Raw genomic sequence first — 13,414 nt, 5'->3', positions numbered from 1 at the left:
AGGCCCATGCCGTCCGTGCCTGAGCTGAACCCCGTCGACCCGCCCGACCTCGTCCCGGTCCGCCGCGCGCTGCTGTCCGTCAGCGACAAGCGCGGGATCGTCGACTTCGCGCGCGGGCTCGCCGAGCAGGGCGTCGAGCTGATCTCCACCGGGGGCACCGCGAAGGAGCTCGAGGCCGCCGGGCTGCCGGTCCGCGCGATCGACGACTTCACGGGCTTCCCCGAGATCATGGACGGCCGCGTCAAGACGCTGAACCCGAAGCTCTACGCGGGCCTGCTGGCCGTGCGCGACAACCCCGAGCACCAGGCGGCGCTCGAGGAGCACGGGATCGAGGTCGTCGACCTCGTGTGCGTGAACCTGTACCCGTTCGAGCGCACCGTCGCGCGGATGAACGTCAGCGACCGCGACGCGATCGAGAACATCGACATCGGCGGCCCGACGATGATCCGGGCGGCGGCGAAGAACCACGCGTACGCCGCGGTCGTCGTGAAGCCGGAGAGCTACGACGCGATCCTCGAGGAGCTCGCCCAGAACGACGGCGCGCTGTCGTTCCGCACCCGGCAGGAGCTCGCCGCCCAGGCGTTCCACGACACCGCCCGCTACGACACGGCGATCGCCCGCTGGTTCGCCGAGCGCAGCGACGACCACCCGCCGCTGCTCGTGCGCGCCTACGAGAAGGTCACGGACCTCTCCTACGGCGAGAACCCGCACCAGCGCGCCGCCTACTACTCGGCGGTCGGCGAGCGCCGGCACCTGCTCTCGATGGTCAAGCAGCACCACGGCAAGCAGCTGTCGTTCAACAACCTCCTCGACCTCGACTCGGCGACCGCGCTCGCGCGCGACTTCGACGAGCCGAGCTGCACGATCGTCAAGCACAACAACCCGTGCGGCGCGGCGACCGGCGCGACCGCCCTGGACGCCTACCGGGCCGCCTTCGAGTGCGATCCGCTCAGCGCGTTCGGCGGCGTCATCGCGATCAACCGCGAGGTCGACGCCGAGCTGGCGCAGGCGCTGCACCAGCAGTTCATCGAGGTCCTCTACGCGCCCGGGTACACCGACGAGGCGCTCGAGATCCTCACCCAGAAGCAGAACATCCGCATCCTCGAGGACCAGGAGCGCCGCCGCGTCCCGCTCGGCGAGCTGCAGGGCCGGCAGGTGCAGGGCGGCATCCTCGTGCAGGACCGCGACACGATCGTGCTCGACCGGGACACGATGGAGGTCGTCACCGAGCGCCAGCCGACCGAGCAGGAGTGGTCTGACCTGCTGTTCGCGTGGCGGGTCTGCAAGCACGTGAAGTCCAACGCCATCATCCTCGCGCAGGGCGACCGGACCGTCGGCATCGGCGCCGGGCAGATGAGCCGCGTCGACTCCGTGCGCCTGGCGCTGGAGAAGTGCCGGCTCGACAGCGTGCAGGGCGCCGTGCTCGCCTCCGACGCGTTCTTCCCGTTCGCCGACGGTCCCGCCCTGGCGATCGAGGCGGGGGTCCGCGCGGTCATCCAGCCCGGCGGGTCGATCCGGGACGACGAGGTCATCGCCGCCGCCAACGCGGACGGCGTCGCGATGGTCATGACCCGCCGACGCCACTTCCGGCACTAGCGCGATGTCGGGGATCGAGCGGTTCGGGTCCGGTGGGCCCTGGGAGGCGCGCGTCGGGTACTCGCGCGTCGTGCGCGCCGGTGACGGCGTGCACGTGTCGGGCTGCACGGCGATCGGGGAGGACGGCCAGGTCGTCGGTCCCGGGGACGTGTACCTGCAGGCGCAGCAGTGCCTGCGCAACATCGAGCGCGCGCTCGCCCAGGCGGGCGCGACGCTGCAGGACGTCGTGCGCACCCGCGTGTACCTGCTGGACGCGAGCCGCTGGGAGGACGCGGGCCGCGCCCACGGCGAGGTCTTCGGCGAGATCCGGCCGGCGAACACGATGCTCGAGGTCGCCGCGCTGCTGGACCCGCGGCTGCTCGTCGAGATCGAGGCCGACGCCTGGTCGCCGCGGGCGTGACCGACGGATTCCCGCTGCGTGCGGGAATCGTTCGGTGCCGTCCGATCGGGCTGCCAGCCTTCCCCGCTCGGTGAGCTCCGCCGCACGACAGACCACCCCCGCCGGCGGCCTGCGCGACTGGCAGGTCCGGGCACTCGACGCGATGGCGTCGTGGACCGAGGGCTCCTTCCTCGTCAACGCCGCCCCCGGCGCCGGGAAGACCCGTCCGGCGCTCGAGTTCGCGCGCCGCGAGATCGCCGCCGGGCGCGCCCGGCGCGTCGTCGTCGTCTGCCCGACCGGGCCGCTGACCCGCCAGTGGGCCGAGGCCGCGGCCCGCAGCGGCCTGCAGATCGAGCCGGACTCCGACGAGCTCGTCCCCCCGAAGGGCTTCCACGGGATCGCCGTCACCTACGCGCGCGTCGCGATGGCCGGCGTGCGCTGGGCGGCCGCCTGCACCCCGGACACGCTGATCGTCGCCGACGAGGCGCACCACCTTGGCGAGGACCTCGCCTGGGGCCTGGGCTTCTCCGCCGCCTTCTCGAAGGCCCAGCGCTGGCTGCTGCTGTCGGGCACCCCGTTCCGCTCCGACGCCTCCGCGATCCCGGGCGTCCGCTACGACGGCGAGGGCCTCGCCGAGCCCGACATCTCCTACGGGTACGCGGACGCGGTCCGCGACGGCGTCTGCCGGCCGGTCGCGTTCATCACCTACGACGGGTCGCTGTCGTGGCGCTCGGGCGACGACGTGATCGAGGCCGGGTTCGACACCGTCCTCACCGGGCGCGAGGCGTCACGCCGGTACCGCACCGCGATCTCCACCGAGCTGCCCGACGGCCTGCCGCGGATCCTCCGCGAGGCGCACGCCAAGCTGCTGGGCGTCCGCTCCGCCGAGGGCGGGCAGCGCGACGCGGGCGGGCTCGTCATCGCCGCCGACGGCGAGCACGCGAAGAAGGTCGCCAAGCTTCTGCGCGAGGTGACCGGCAAGCCGCCGACCGTCGTCCTGCACACCGAGGCGCGCGCGGCCGAGAAGCTCCAGCGGTTCACCGCCTCCAAGGACGAGTGGATCGTCGCGGTGAACATGGTCAGCGAGGGCGTCGACATCCCGCGCCTGCGCGTCGGCGTGTACGCGAGCGCCGCGAAGACCGCGATGATCTTCCGGCAGATCGTCGGCCGGTTCGTCCGCACGATCCCGGGTCGGCCGCCGGAGCTGAGCTGGCTGTACCTCCCCGCCGACCCGATCCTGCGCATCCACGCCTCCGAGGTCGAGACCGAGGTGCGCCCGTTCGTGCGCCGCAAGGACGAGGACGAGGACCTCGGCGAGTGGGACGAGGTCTCCCAGCGCAAGGAGACCGAGCGCGGCGAGGCCGTCGAGTTCGTGCCGCTCGTCGCCGACGTCGCGCCGCAGATGACGCTGTTCGGCGGGCCCGCGCCCGCCGAGCCGGTGCGGCCGGTCAGCGTGCCGGTCACGCCCGGCATGACCGACGACCTGCCCGGCCTGCCCGAGCCCGCCGCCGAGCTGCCCGCCTACCAGAAGCGCCGCATCCTGCGCGAGAAGCGCCACGGCCTGGTGAACGACCTCAAGCGCCGCGGCCGCTACGGCGGCCCGCAGGAGATCAACGCCTGGCTCAACCGCGAGACCGGCGTCGCGAAGGTCGGCGACGCGTCGATCGAGCAGCTCGAGAAGTCGATCGAGCTGCTCATGCAGGCGCTGACGAAGGGCTCGCGCGCGCGGCGCTGAGTGCCCCCGGTCGGATTCGAACCGACGCGCGACGGATTAAAAGTCCGCTGCTCTGCCGCTGAGCTACGGGGGCCCGAAGATCATCGCGCAGTTTGGCCGGCATCGCAGGCGCGACGGCGCCGCTGACAGGTAGCGCACGACGACGGCAGTCGGCAGGTCCTGGACTTCTCGTGCCGACCGTCATGCACAAGGCGCACCCGGTTCGCGGTCCTGCGCCTCGCGCGCGCGGCGGCGACGCTCACGCTGCTTCGCCGCTGCCTCGGCCTTCTCCTCGTCGGACCGGACGCGGTTGCGTGCCGCCGTGCACGCCTTGCACGTCGTCCGGCGTCTGCCGCTGTTCCAGGAGAACGCGGCAGCCGGCTGCTCGACGCCGCAGCGGCGGCACGTCCGCGGTGGCTCGTCTGTGAGCCGCGCGGCAATCCGCGCCTCGCGGCGACGCCGGAGGTTCGCTTCGCGCTGCTCCGCGGTGAGGGGAAGGTCCCGTACCCAGTCGGCGACGCTGGTGCGAGCGGCGCCGACCTCGTCCGCGATCTCCTCGATCGTCAAGCCGGCGACCCGCAGGTTCCTTGCCTGCCGGCGACGCGCTCCGAGGTCGACGGGAACGTCCGCGGGCGCGGGCTGCGCGCGGAAGTGCCTTCCGCGCTGCATGGTCTGGCGTCGATGGCAGTTCGCGCAGCGAACGTCGCACTTGGCGATCTCGACCTGCAGCGTCGCGAGCGCGCAGCCGCCGGCCGCCAGCTGCATCACGCTTCGCCGCTTGACCGTTCCCGGACGATGGTCGAAGTCCAGCGCGACGAGCGATCGGCTGCCGCAGTCGAGGCAGCCCGTGCCATCGAGATGGCTGAGAGCGTGAAGGAGGTTGCGGGCGCGACGGGTTCCCTTCGCCTCGAGGTGTCGTCGCCAGTCGGGCATGGCGCGCACCCAACCTGCGCGAGTCGCGGTCCGGTTGCGATGGCAGTTCACGCAGACGACCTCGCAACGCTCGGCCTCGGCGATGATTCGATCGAGCCGGGCGCCGCGGCCGACGAGGTCGCCGACGTTCGCGCTCTTGCCGTCGACGTGGTCGAACTCGAGGACGACGAGGTCCGACTCGCCGCAGTCACGACAGTGGTGCTCGGCCAGGTGCCTGCGGATCCAGGCCTGGGCGACCTCCCGCCGACGCCGGGCGCTCCGCGCGACCTGTTCGCGATGCGCGGGGCCGCGGGCGCGGGCGTGTGCGCGGAAGCACGCGCGGCACCAGCCTTGGAACCCCCTCGTCGTCCGCCCGAAGCACTCCTCGGGGAGATGCGTCGCGCAGCGCGAGCAACGACGGACCCGACCGGAGGACCAGACGACGAGGCGACGTCTGGCGATGGTCGTCGGGCGCGCTCGCGTCGCGTGCGCGGTCGTCGTTGCCTCGATGTCGCGGGTCCACAAGCTCACCGTCGACTGCGCCACGCCGAGCGTTCTTGCGATCGCCCTGACGCCGTGTCCGGCAGCCCGGAGCTCGCGCGCTTCCTTGCGGATCTCCGGCTTCGCCATGGGAACACATGTTCGCAAGGCGCCCGGACGGATACCCCCACGGGGAGTCGAACCCCGGCTGCGAGAATGAAAATCTCGTGTGCTAACCGTTACACCATGGGGGCGAGCCTCAGGGATCTTAGGGGTGTGTCGTAGGTGGCGCGGGACGGCGAGCGGCAGTACCGTCCCGCCCCTATGGATGGCATGGGTCGAGCGCACACCGGCCGCCGGGCCCTGACCGCCGCGTTGCTCGCGGTCACGGCCCTGGGCATCGCGCCCCACGCGGTGGCCGACGCGGCCACGAAGAAGCGCACCGCGACCGCCCGGCTCGCGCCGTTCGACTCCTGCGCCGATCTCGTGGCCTACGCGCGCGCGAACGCGCTGGCCCACCCGTCGACGGTGGCCGTGACGTTCCCGTCGTCCGCCCAGGCGCCCGGCGGCGGGGTCGCCGAGGACGGCGCCGCGCGCCCCCTGCCGGCCGCCGCGCCCACCGCGGCGACGCCCGACGCCGGCACCACGGCCGAGCCGGACTTCAGCGGCACGAACAACCAGGAGGCCGGCGTCGACGAGCCGGACACGGTCAAGACCGACGGCCGGCGGATCTTCACGCTCGGCGGCGGACGGCTCCAGGCGGTCGCGGTGAGCGCCGATGGCAGGCCGTCGATCCGCGGCAGCCTCGACCTCGGGGACGCCGGGATCGCCTACGGCGGCGAGCTGCTCCTCCACGGCAACCGGCTGCTGGTCCTCGGGACGCGGTCCGGATTCTCCGCGCAGGACGCCGCGAAGCCCACGGCCGCGCGAAGGAGCGTCGCCTTCCCCGGCACGTACCGCAGCAGCGCGGTGATCCTCGAGGTCGACGTTCGCGATCCGGCGGCGATGACGGTCGTCCGCTCGCTCACCGTCGACGGCAGCTACGTGTCCGCCCGCGCGACCGGCGACGTCGCCCGCGTCGTCATCACCTCGCCGCCGGCGCCCGTGGAGATCCAGCCCGCGAGCTCGCAGGAGGAGTACGAGACGCGCCGGCGCGAGGCGATCCGCAACGCACCGGTCGACGGCTTCCGCCCGAAGGTCGCGATCACCCGCAACGGGCAGACGACGGTCCGGGGTGCGCTGCCGTGCAGCGCGATCCGGCACCCGCGGGTCTTCTCGGGCCTCGACACCACGAGCGTCTTCACGATCGACCTCGACAAGGGCCTGCCGGAGGCGGAGGTCGACGCCGTGCTCGGCGGCGGCGACACGGTGTACGCGTCGACGAGCGGCCTGTACGTCGCGTCCAACCGCTGGGACGAGCAGTTCGAGACGACCGGCCGCCCCGGCCTCGGCACGACGACGACCCAGCTGCACCGCTTCGCGACGGGCGAGCGGACATCGACCACGTACCGCGCGAGCGGCAGCGTCCGGGGCTACCTGCTCAACCAGTTCTCGCTCAGCGAGCACCGAGGAGTCCTGCGCGTCGCGACGACGGAGGACCCGGTCTCCTTCGGGGACGCGCAGACGGAGTCGTCCTCCACGCTCACCGTCCTGGACGAGCGCGACGGCGTGCTCACCCCGATCGGCCGCGTCGGCGGCCTCGGCCGGGGCGAGCGGATCTACTCAGCCCGGTTCGTCGACGACGTCGCGTACGTCGTCACGTTCCGCCAGGTCGACCCGCTCTACACGGTCGACCTGCGCGACCCGCGCGCGCCGAAGGTCCTCGGCGAGCTGAAGATCCTCGGCTACTCCGCGTACCTGCACCCGGTCGGGGAGGACACGATCCTCGGCATCGGCCAGGACGCCTCGCCGCAGGGCCGCCGGCAGGGGACCCAGCTGTCGCTGTTCGACGTGTCCGACCTGCGCAACCCGCGGCTGCTGCACCAGGCGAAGGTCGGGGGCTCGTCGTCCTCGAGCGTCGAGTACGACCACCGGGCGTTCCTGTGGTGGGCGCCGCGGCGCACGGCGGTCCTGCCGGTGACGCTCGACGACGGCGCGGGCTTCCGCCAGGCGACGACCGCGCCCGCGCCCGCGCCCGCGATCGCGCCGGCGCCGAGGCCGCCGTTCGCCGGGGTGCTCGGCTACCGCGTCACGCGCGCGAACGGGATCGGCGCGCTCGGACGGATGAGCGACCCGGGCGACGGCCGCTCCTTCTCCGGCGGCATCACCCGCACCCTCGTCTTCGGCGGCCGGCTCGTCACGATCTCCGACCGCGGGGTCGGCGTCGGGTCGCTGGGCGACTTCAAGCGCTCGGGCTTCGTCGCCTTCCCGACGAGCGACGGCTCCTAGAACACGGACCGGGTGAGGCCGCCGTCGACGGCGAGGGTCTCCCCGGTGATGTACGAGGCGGGCGCCGAGCAGAGGAACGCGGCCGCCGCCGCGAACTCCTCCGGCGTGCCCACGCGGCCGGCGGGGATCTCGGCGGACGCCATCGTCTCGACGTTCTCCCGCGACCCGTAGAGGGACTCGAGCCGCGCGGTGCCGATCCGCCCGGGGAGGAGGCTGTTGAGCGTCACGCCGTCGGCGGCGACGTGCGCCGCGACCGTCTTGAACGCGGTGATCATCGACGCGCGGTGCGTGTTGGACAGCATCAGCGGCGGGGTCGGCTCGCGCACGGTCGTCGACACGACGTTCAGGACCCGCCCCCAGCCGGCCGCGCGCATCGCGGGCAGAGCGGCCTGCACGAGCGCCATCGGGGCGCGCACGAGCGTGCGGTACGCGTCCTCCCACTGCTCGCCGGTGAACTCCAGCGGCATGCCGGCGGGCGGTCCGCCGGTGTTCGTCACGAGGATCGACACCGGCGCGCCGAGCTGCGCGGCGACCGTGTCGAGCAGTGCCGGGCCGCCGTCCACGTCGGCGCTGTCCCACACGAACCCGGACGCGCCGATCTCCGCGGCGGTCGCGTCGATCCGCTCCTGCGAGCGCGAGCTGATCGCGACCGTCGCGCCCTCCGCCGCGAGCGCCGCGGCGATCGCGCGCCCCAGTCCACCCGACGCGCCCGTGACGAGCGCGACCCTGCCGCCGATGCCGAGATCCATGCGCGCAACCCTACGCGCCGCCCGCAACCGTGCGATCCTTCCCGCGGTCCGGGCGCGTAGCTCAGTTGGTCAGAGCACCTCGTTTACACCGAGGGAGTCGGGGGTTCGAGTCCCTCCGCGCCCATGCCCGAACGGAGGCGTACCCGGCGGCTCCGGTCCGAATGCCGCACCAGCGCGCGCTCACGCCGTCGGAGCGTCCGCTCTCCGGCATAGCGTCGCCGTCGTGCTGATCCTCCACCTGGTCATCAACGCGCTGGCGAGGCGAAAGCTCGCGGCGCGTCAGATCACCAGTGCAGAGGCCGAGCAGATCGTCGCGAACGGCCCGCTCGTCGTACCGAACCCCGCGGCGCGCGTGCCCGGCAGCCTGTTCGCGATCGGCCCCACCGACGCGGCGCGCATCCTCACCATCGTGCTCCAACCCGATGAGGCGAGCGCGACGACCTGGCATGTCATGACCGGCTGGGACGCCTCGCCTCGCCAGGTGCGTGCCTTCCAATCGAGACGCTGAACCACCATCATCCGAAGCAGAGCCATGAACGACCTCCCGGACAGCGACGACCTCGACCGCATCCTCGCGGACGACCCCGGCGCGGGCGACCTCCTCGCCCCGCGCGACATCGACGTACGCCTGGAAGTGTCCGTCGATGCGGCCACGCTCGAGGGCCTCACCGAGCGCGCCACACGCGAGGGCCGAGACATCGGAGAAGTCGTGGCCGATGTCCTGCGAAGCGCGGCTGCCTGAGTCCGGCAGCACTGCACTCGACTCTCCCGCGATCGCGGGAGCAACTCGGCACCACGGCCGGCGGGCGCGGGTGTTCGAACCTCTCGCGCCCACTCCCGTCCCCCCGCCGCTGATCCCGCGCGCCCGCCGGTCCGCAGAACCAGACGACGGGGCCGTGACGGCCGGAGCGACGCGTGGAGGGGAGGCAGGTGTGCGGGAGGACCTCGAGGCGCTCGTGTCGTCCGCCGGGGCGGCCGGGCCGGTCGCGTTCGTCGTGCTGTACGTGCTGCTGACCGTGGCGCTCGTGCCCGGCACGATCCCCTCGCTCGCCGCGGGCGTGCTGTTCGGGCCCGTGTGGGGCTCGCTGCTGACCGTGCTCGGCGCGACGCTCGGGGCCGTCGCGGCGTTCGAGATCGCCCGGCGCCTGGGCCGCGAGCGCACCCGCCGCCTGCTCGGTCGCCGCGGCGCGACCGCCGACGCGTGGCTGAGCGCGCGCGGACTGCGCGGCGTCGTCGCGCTGCGGCTGATCCCGGTGCTGCCGTTCAACGCGCTCAACTACGCGTTCGGGCTGTCGGGCGTGACGCGCCGCGCGCACGCGCTCGGCACGCTCGTCGGCATCGTCCCGGGGACGGTCGCGTTCGTCGCGCTCGGGGACTCCCTGGCCGACCCCGGCTCGACCGGGTTCGTGCTGTCGCTCGGGGCCGTCGTCCTGCTGCTCCTGCTCGGGGCGACGCAGCAGCGACGGCGGGTCGCCTGATGCTCGACGCGCACACCCGGCGCCTCGTCGGACCCGCGGTCGACGGCGTGGCCGCCCGCCTGGACCGGGTCGGCGTTGGTCCCGGTGCGGTCACCGCGGTCGGCCTCGCCGTCGGTGTCGCGGCGTGCGTGCTGGCCGCCACGGGCGCCTGGATCGCGGCGCTCGCGCTGTGGCTCGCCAACCGCTCGCTCGACGGCGTCGACGGGGCGCTCGCGCGCCGCCGCGGCCCGACCGACCTCGGCGGAATGCTCGACTTCCTCGCGGACTTCGTCGTCTACGGGGGGTTCGTCGTCGCGGCGGCGATCGCCGTGCCCGACGCCCGGGTCGCCGCCTGCGTCCTCCTGGCCGTCTACCTGCTGAACAACGTCGCGCTCCTGAGCTTCGCGTCGCTGATCGAGAAGCGCGGGCTGGACCTCGGGGACGAGCGCTCCCTGCGGTTCACCGCCGGGCTGACGGAGGGGACCGAGACGATCGCCGCCTACGTCCTGCTCTGCCTGCTGCCCGAGCACGCCGGGACGATCATGTGGGTGTTCGCGGCGCTCGTCGCGATCACCGTCGCGCAGCGCGTCCGCCTGGCGGTCGTCGTGCTCGGCCCGACCCGCACCTAGCGCACCAGCCGCCGCGCGGCGAGGACCGGGGCCAGTGCGCGCCGCAGGCCGGGCCCGGCGTACCGCTTGCGCAGGTGGTCGTCGACCGCGCGGACGGCGGCTCCCGCGTAGGTCGGGTACGCGTGGACGGTCCCGGAGACGCGGGCGAGCTTCGCGCCGGTCGCGATCCAGGCGGTGAGCTCGGCGATCGACTCGCCCGCGCCGCGCCCGACGAGCGTCGCGCCGACGAGCCGTCCGCGCGCATCGCCGACGAGGATCGCGCCGCCGCGGTGCTCGCCCGCGGCGATCGCCCGGTCCAGGCCCGCGTAGGTCGACCGGGCGACCACGACGCGCTCCCCGTGCCGCTCCCGGGCCTGCGCGACCGTCAGCCCGACGTGCGCGACCTCCGGGTCGGTGAAGGTCACCCACGGCAGCGGCGTGCGGTCGGCCCGCCGGCGCAGGCCGAACAGCGCGTTCACCGCGGCCTGCCGCGCGTGGTGCGCGGCGACGTGCGTGAACGCGGGAGCCCCCACGACGTCCCCGACCGCGAAGATCCCCGCGGCGCTCGTGCGCATCGTCGGGTCGACGACGATCGCGCCGCCCGCGTCGCAGCGCACCCCCGCGGCGTCGAGCCCGATCCCGTCGCTGCGCGGGGCCCGGCCGGCGGCCACGAGCACCGCGTCGGCGACGAGCTCTTGCGCGTCGCCGAGCGTCAGGCGGATCGCGCCGTCGGCCCCGCGCGCGGCGGCGGTGACCCGGACCCCGAGCCGCAGGTCGATCCCGTCCTCGCGCAGCTGCTCGGCCAGCAGCGCCGACGCCTCGGGCTCCTCGCCGCGGAGGGGCCGGTCGCCGGACTCCAGCAGCGTGACCCGCGACCCGAGCCGTCCGAGCGCCTGCCCGAGCTCGCAGCCGATCGGGCCCGCGCCGAGCACCGCCAGCCGGGCGGGGAGCGCGCGCAGCTCCCACACGGTCTCGTGCGTCAGCGGCGCCAGCGCGGCCAGCCCGGGGACCGGCGGCACCACGGCGCGCGAGCCGGTCGCGACGATCGCCCGACGGAACCGCACCGGCCGGCCGTCGACGGTCAGCGTCCGCGGCCCGGTGAAGCGCCCCTCGCCGACCAGCACATCGACCCCCGCGGCGGTCAGCCGCTCCACCGAGTCGTGCGGAGCGATCGTCGCCTGCGCGGCCCGCACGTGGTCGAGGACCGCGGCGAGGTCGACCGTCGGGGTGGCGGGCGGCAGGCCGACCCGGTCGGCGTGGCGCATCGCGTGCGCCAGGCCGGCCGCCGCGAGCAGGCTCTTGGACGGCACGCAGCCCGTCCACAGGCAGTCGCCGCCGGTCCGGTCGCGCTCGACGAGCGCCACCCGCGCACCGGCACCCGCGGCGATCATCGCGCTGACGAGGCCACCGGTGCCGCCGCCGAGGACGAGCAGGTCGTAGGTCATGCGGGGATCCTCCAGCTCGGGCTCGCGGCCAGGTCGACACCGACCTCCGCGCCCACCGCGGGGGCGTCGCCGGGCGGACGGTGCGCCGACAGCTCGAGGCCACCGGCGTCGAGGACGACCCGGACGTGGTCGCCGAGATAGGTGGCCTCGACGACCTGGGCGCGCAGCGGCGCCGCGTCGTCCAGGCGCAGGTGCTCGGGACGGATCGCCAGCAGCCCGTCGCCGTCCGGCACGAGGTTGCCGACGCCGAAGAACCGCGCGACCGCGGCCGAGCACGGCCGCTCGAACAGGGCGCGCGGCTCGTCGTGCTGGACGATCCGCCCGTCGAGCAGCAGCGCGATCGTGCGGCCGAGCTCCGCCGCCTCCGCACGGTCGTGCGTCACCACGAGCGTGGTCAGCCCGTGCGTCTCCTGCAGCGTCACCAGCAGCCGGCGCAGCGCGCCGCGGCGCGCCGGGTCCAGCGCGGCGAGCGGCTCGTCGAGCAGCAGCAGCCGCGGCCGGGCGGTGAGCGCGCGGGCCAGCGCGACGCGTTGCTGCTCGCCCCCGGAGAGCCCGGTCGTGCGCCGGTCGCCGAAGCCGTCGAGCCCGACCTCGCGCAGCGCCGCGTCGGCGCGCGCCCGGCGCTCGGGCCGCCGCACCCCGGCGGCGCGCAGCGGCAGCGCGACGTTGTCGCGGACGTCGAGGTGGGGGAGCAGGCGCGGCTCCTGGAAGACCACGGCGAGGTCGCGCCGGTGCGGTGGGAGCCCGTCGAGTGGCACGCCGTCGAGGACGACCCGGCCCGCCGCGGTCGGGGTCAGCCCCGCGATCGCGCGCAGCAGCGTCGTCTTCCCGGCACCCGACGGGCCGACGAGCGCGACGCGACCGCCCGCCGGCACGGTCAGCGACAGGTCCTGCAGGACCGTGGTCGCCCCCGCGGTGACGGTGAGGTCCGCGCAGTCCAGGCCGCTCACAGCGGGCGTCTCCCGGCGCGGACGGCGACGGCCAGCGCGACGAGCGCGGGCGCGAGGAACACGAGCGCGAGGCTCGCCGCGATCTGCGGGTCGGTGCCGATGAACGGCAGCAGCACCAGCGGCAGCATCGGCCGGCCCGCACCGACCGCGAGGCTCGTCCCGTAGTCGCTCCACGAGACGAGGAACGCCAGCAGCGCGGCGGCGGCGACGGTCGGCGCGGCGGCCGGGAGCGTCACGAGCAGCAGTCGGCGGCGCGGCGCGAGCCCCGCGGTGTGGGCCATCTCCTCCAGGGCGGTGAGCCGCGGCCCGAAGCCGCCGAGCAGCACGAGCGTCGCGTACGGGACCGCGAAGGTCAGGTGCGCGAGCACGATCGCGGGGAGCGTCCCGTCGACGCCGAGGCGGATGAGCCACTCGTTCAGCCCGGTGCCGATCGCGTAGCCGGGGACGAGCAGCGGGGCGGCGAGGAGCACCAGCACCGGCCCGGGTCGGCGCAGCCGCCGCTCGGCGAGCACGCGGGCCGCGGGCCACGCGACCAGCAGCGCGAGCGCGGTCGTCGCGGCGGCGACGAGCGCCGAGTTGCCGGTGGCGGTCGCCGCCTCCCCGGAGAGTGCGGCGCGCACCCCGCGCAGGCCGAGGTCGGTCGGCAGCAGGTCGGGCGCGCGCCACGCGTCGGCGACGGCGCGGACGACGAGCGCCAGCAGCGGCAGTGCGACGAGGGCGGCGGGCACGGTCCCCG

At 74.6% G+C, this 13,414-nt stretch carries 13 protein-coding genes and 3 tRNA genes; 9 read left to right on the top strand and 7 right to left on the bottom strand.

Annotated elements, in window-relative coordinates; genetic code table 11:
• Window positions 1-6: 6 nt before the first annotated feature.
• From purH to C7Y72_RS04300, 3 genes are all read left to right on the top strand, one after another.
• A complete protein-coding gene (gene purH, locus C7Y72_RS04310) occupies window positions 7-1,596 on the top strand; it encodes a bifunctional phosphoribosylaminoimidazolecarboxamide formyltransferase/IMP cyclohydrolase (protein ID WP_107567362.1) in 1,590 nt (529 codons plus the stop codon).
• Window positions 1,597-1,600: 4 nt separating this feature from the next.
• A complete protein-coding gene (locus C7Y72_RS04305; protein WP_107567361.1) occupies window positions 1,601-1,996 on the top strand; it encodes a RidA family protein in 396 nt (131 codons plus the stop codon).
• A gap of 70 nt (window positions 1,997-2,066) precedes the next feature.
• Window positions 2,067-3,710 carry a DEAD/DEAH box helicase gene (locus tag C7Y72_RS04300; RefSeq protein ID WP_107567360.1) on the top strand — a complete coding sequence of 548 codons (1,644 nt, stop codon included), beginning with the start codon at window positions 2,067-2,069 and terminating at the stop codon, window positions 3,708-3,710.
• 1 nt (window position 3,711) lies between these two features.
• Here the strand turns inward: C7Y72_RS04300 and C7Y72_RS04295 are convergent.
• The 3 genes from C7Y72_RS04295 to C7Y72_RS04285 form a co-directional block, all read right to left on the bottom strand.
• Window positions 3,712-3,783 (bottom strand) — tRNA-Lys (locus C7Y72_RS04295).
• Window positions 3,784-3,890: 107 nt separating this feature from the next.
• Entirely contained in the window at window positions 3,891-5,231 is a 1,341-nt protein-coding gene (locus C7Y72_RS04290; protein WP_107567359.1) for a helix-turn-helix domain-containing protein, read from the bottom strand.
• A 32-nt stretch (window positions 5,232-5,263) separates the two neighbouring features.
• A tRNA-Glu gene (locus C7Y72_RS04285) sits at window positions 5,264-5,335 on the bottom strand.
• A gap of 79 nt (window positions 5,336-5,414) precedes the next feature.
• Here C7Y72_RS04285 and C7Y72_RS04280 point away from each other — a divergent pair.
• Window positions 5,415-7,469 carry a beta-propeller domain-containing protein gene (locus C7Y72_RS04280; protein ID WP_107567358.1) on the top strand — a complete coding sequence of 685 codons (2,055 nt, stop codon included), beginning with the start codon at window positions 5,415-5,417 and terminating at the stop codon, window positions 7,467-7,469.
• Here C7Y72_RS04280 and C7Y72_RS04275 read toward each other — a convergent pair.
• Window positions 7,466-8,218 (bottom strand): SDR family oxidoreductase, encoded by a 753-nt coding sequence (locus C7Y72_RS04275; protein WP_107567357.1) that lies wholly within the window; start codon window positions 8,216-8,218, stop codon window positions 7,466-7,468. The genes C7Y72_RS04280 and C7Y72_RS04275 overlap by 4 nt on opposite strands.
• 50 nt (window positions 8,219-8,268) lie before the next feature.
• Here C7Y72_RS04275 and C7Y72_RS04270 point away from each other — a divergent pair.
• The 5 genes from C7Y72_RS04270 to C7Y72_RS04250 all read left to right on the top strand — a co-directional run bounded on the left by C7Y72_RS04270 (window position 8,269) and on the right by C7Y72_RS04250 (window position 10,304).
• Window positions 8,269-8,342: transfer RNA gene (locus C7Y72_RS04270), tRNA-Val, on the top strand.
• A gap of 99 nt (window positions 8,343-8,441) precedes the next feature.
• On the top strand, window positions 8,442-8,726 hold the full coding sequence (locus C7Y72_RS04265; RefSeq protein WP_107567356.1) for a hypothetical protein: 285 nt from the start codon (window positions 8,442-8,444) through the stop codon (window positions 8,724-8,726).
• A gap of 24 nt (window positions 8,727-8,750) precedes the next feature.
• On the top strand, window positions 8,751-8,960 hold the full coding sequence (locus C7Y72_RS04260; protein ID WP_107567355.1) for a ribbon-helix-helix protein, CopG family: 210 nt from the start codon (window positions 8,751-8,753) through the stop codon (window positions 8,958-8,960).
• A 190-nt stretch (window positions 8,961-9,150) separates the two neighbouring features.
• Complete coding sequence (locus tag C7Y72_RS04255; RefSeq protein WP_158276639.1) at window positions 9,151-9,696, top strand: TVP38/TMEM64 family protein; 546 nt, start codon at window positions 9,151-9,153, stop codon at window positions 9,694-9,696.
• Window positions 9,696-10,304, top strand: a complete 609-nt coding sequence (locus C7Y72_RS04250) for a CDP-alcohol phosphatidyltransferase family protein (protein ID WP_107567353.1) — start codon at window positions 9,696-9,698, stop codon at window positions 10,302-10,304. The genes C7Y72_RS04255 and C7Y72_RS04250 overlap by 1 nt, the downstream gene beginning before the upstream one ends.
• Here the strand turns inward: C7Y72_RS04250 and C7Y72_RS04245 are convergent.
• The 3 genes from C7Y72_RS04245 to C7Y72_RS22690 are packed head-to-tail and all read right to left on the bottom strand — an operon-like array spanning window position 10,301 to window position 13,406.
• A complete protein-coding gene (locus C7Y72_RS04245; RefSeq protein ID WP_107567352.1) occupies window positions 10,301-11,728 on the bottom strand; it encodes a dihydrolipoyl dehydrogenase family protein in 1,428 nt (475 codons plus the stop codon). The genes C7Y72_RS04250 and C7Y72_RS04245 overlap by 4 nt on opposite strands.
• Window positions 11,725-12,678, bottom strand: coding sequence for an ABC transporter ATP-binding protein (locus C7Y72_RS23095; RefSeq protein ID WP_158276638.1), 954 nt, complete (start codon window positions 12,676-12,678; stop codon window positions 11,725-11,727). The genes C7Y72_RS04245 and C7Y72_RS23095 overlap by 4 nt, the downstream gene beginning before the upstream one ends.
• Window positions 12,675-13,406: an ABC transporter permease subunit gene (locus C7Y72_RS22690; protein ID WP_158276637.1), complete on the bottom strand. Its 732-nt coding sequence runs from the start codon at window positions 13,404-13,406 to the stop codon at window positions 12,675-12,677. Before C7Y72_RS22690 ends, C7Y72_RS23095 begins: the two co-directional genes overlap by 4 nt.
• Window positions 13,407-13,414 lie beyond the last annotated feature (8 nt).

It is taken from the genome of Paraconexibacter algicola (assembly GCF_003044185.1).
Taxonomy (GTDB): domain Bacteria; phylum Actinomycetota; class Thermoleophilia; order Solirubrobacterales; family Solirubrobacteraceae; genus Paraconexibacter; species Paraconexibacter algicola.
Note: the sequence above shows the minus strand (reverse complement) of the source record. Positions and strands in the feature narration are given on the sequence as shown.

Bases quoted from the DNA above. Each gene is read 5' to 3' on its own strand.
- purH (WP_107567362.1), top strand. From the start codon at position 7: ATGCCGTCCGTGCCTGAGCTGAACCCCGTCGACCCGCCCGACCTCGTC.
- C7Y72_RS04305 (WP_107567361.1), top strand. From the start codon at position 1,601: ATGTCGGGGATCGAGCGGTTCGGGTCCGGTGGGCCCTGGGAGGCGCGC.
- C7Y72_RS04290 (WP_107567359.1), bottom strand. From the start codon at position 5,231: ATGGCGAAGCCGGAGATCCGCAAGGAAGCGCGCGAGCTCCGGGCTGCC.
- C7Y72_RS04280 (WP_107567358.1), top strand. From the start codon at position 5,415: ATGGGTCGAGCGCACACCGGCCGCCGGGCCCTGACCGCCGCGTTGCTC.
- C7Y72_RS04275 (WP_107567357.1), bottom strand. From the start codon at position 8,218: ATGGATCTCGGCATCGGCGGCAGGGTCGCGCTCGTCACGGGCGCGTCG.
- C7Y72_RS04260 (WP_107567355.1), top strand. From the start codon at position 8,751: ATGAACGACCTCCCGGACAGCGACGACCTCGACCGCATCCTCGCGGAC.
- C7Y72_RS04250 (WP_107567353.1), top strand. From the start codon at position 9,696: ATGCTCGACGCGCACACCCGGCGCCTCGTCGGACCCGCGGTCGACGGC.
- C7Y72_RS04245 (WP_107567352.1), bottom strand. From the start codon at position 11,728: ATGACCTACGACCTGCTCGTCCTCGGCGGCGGCACCGGTGGCCTCGTC.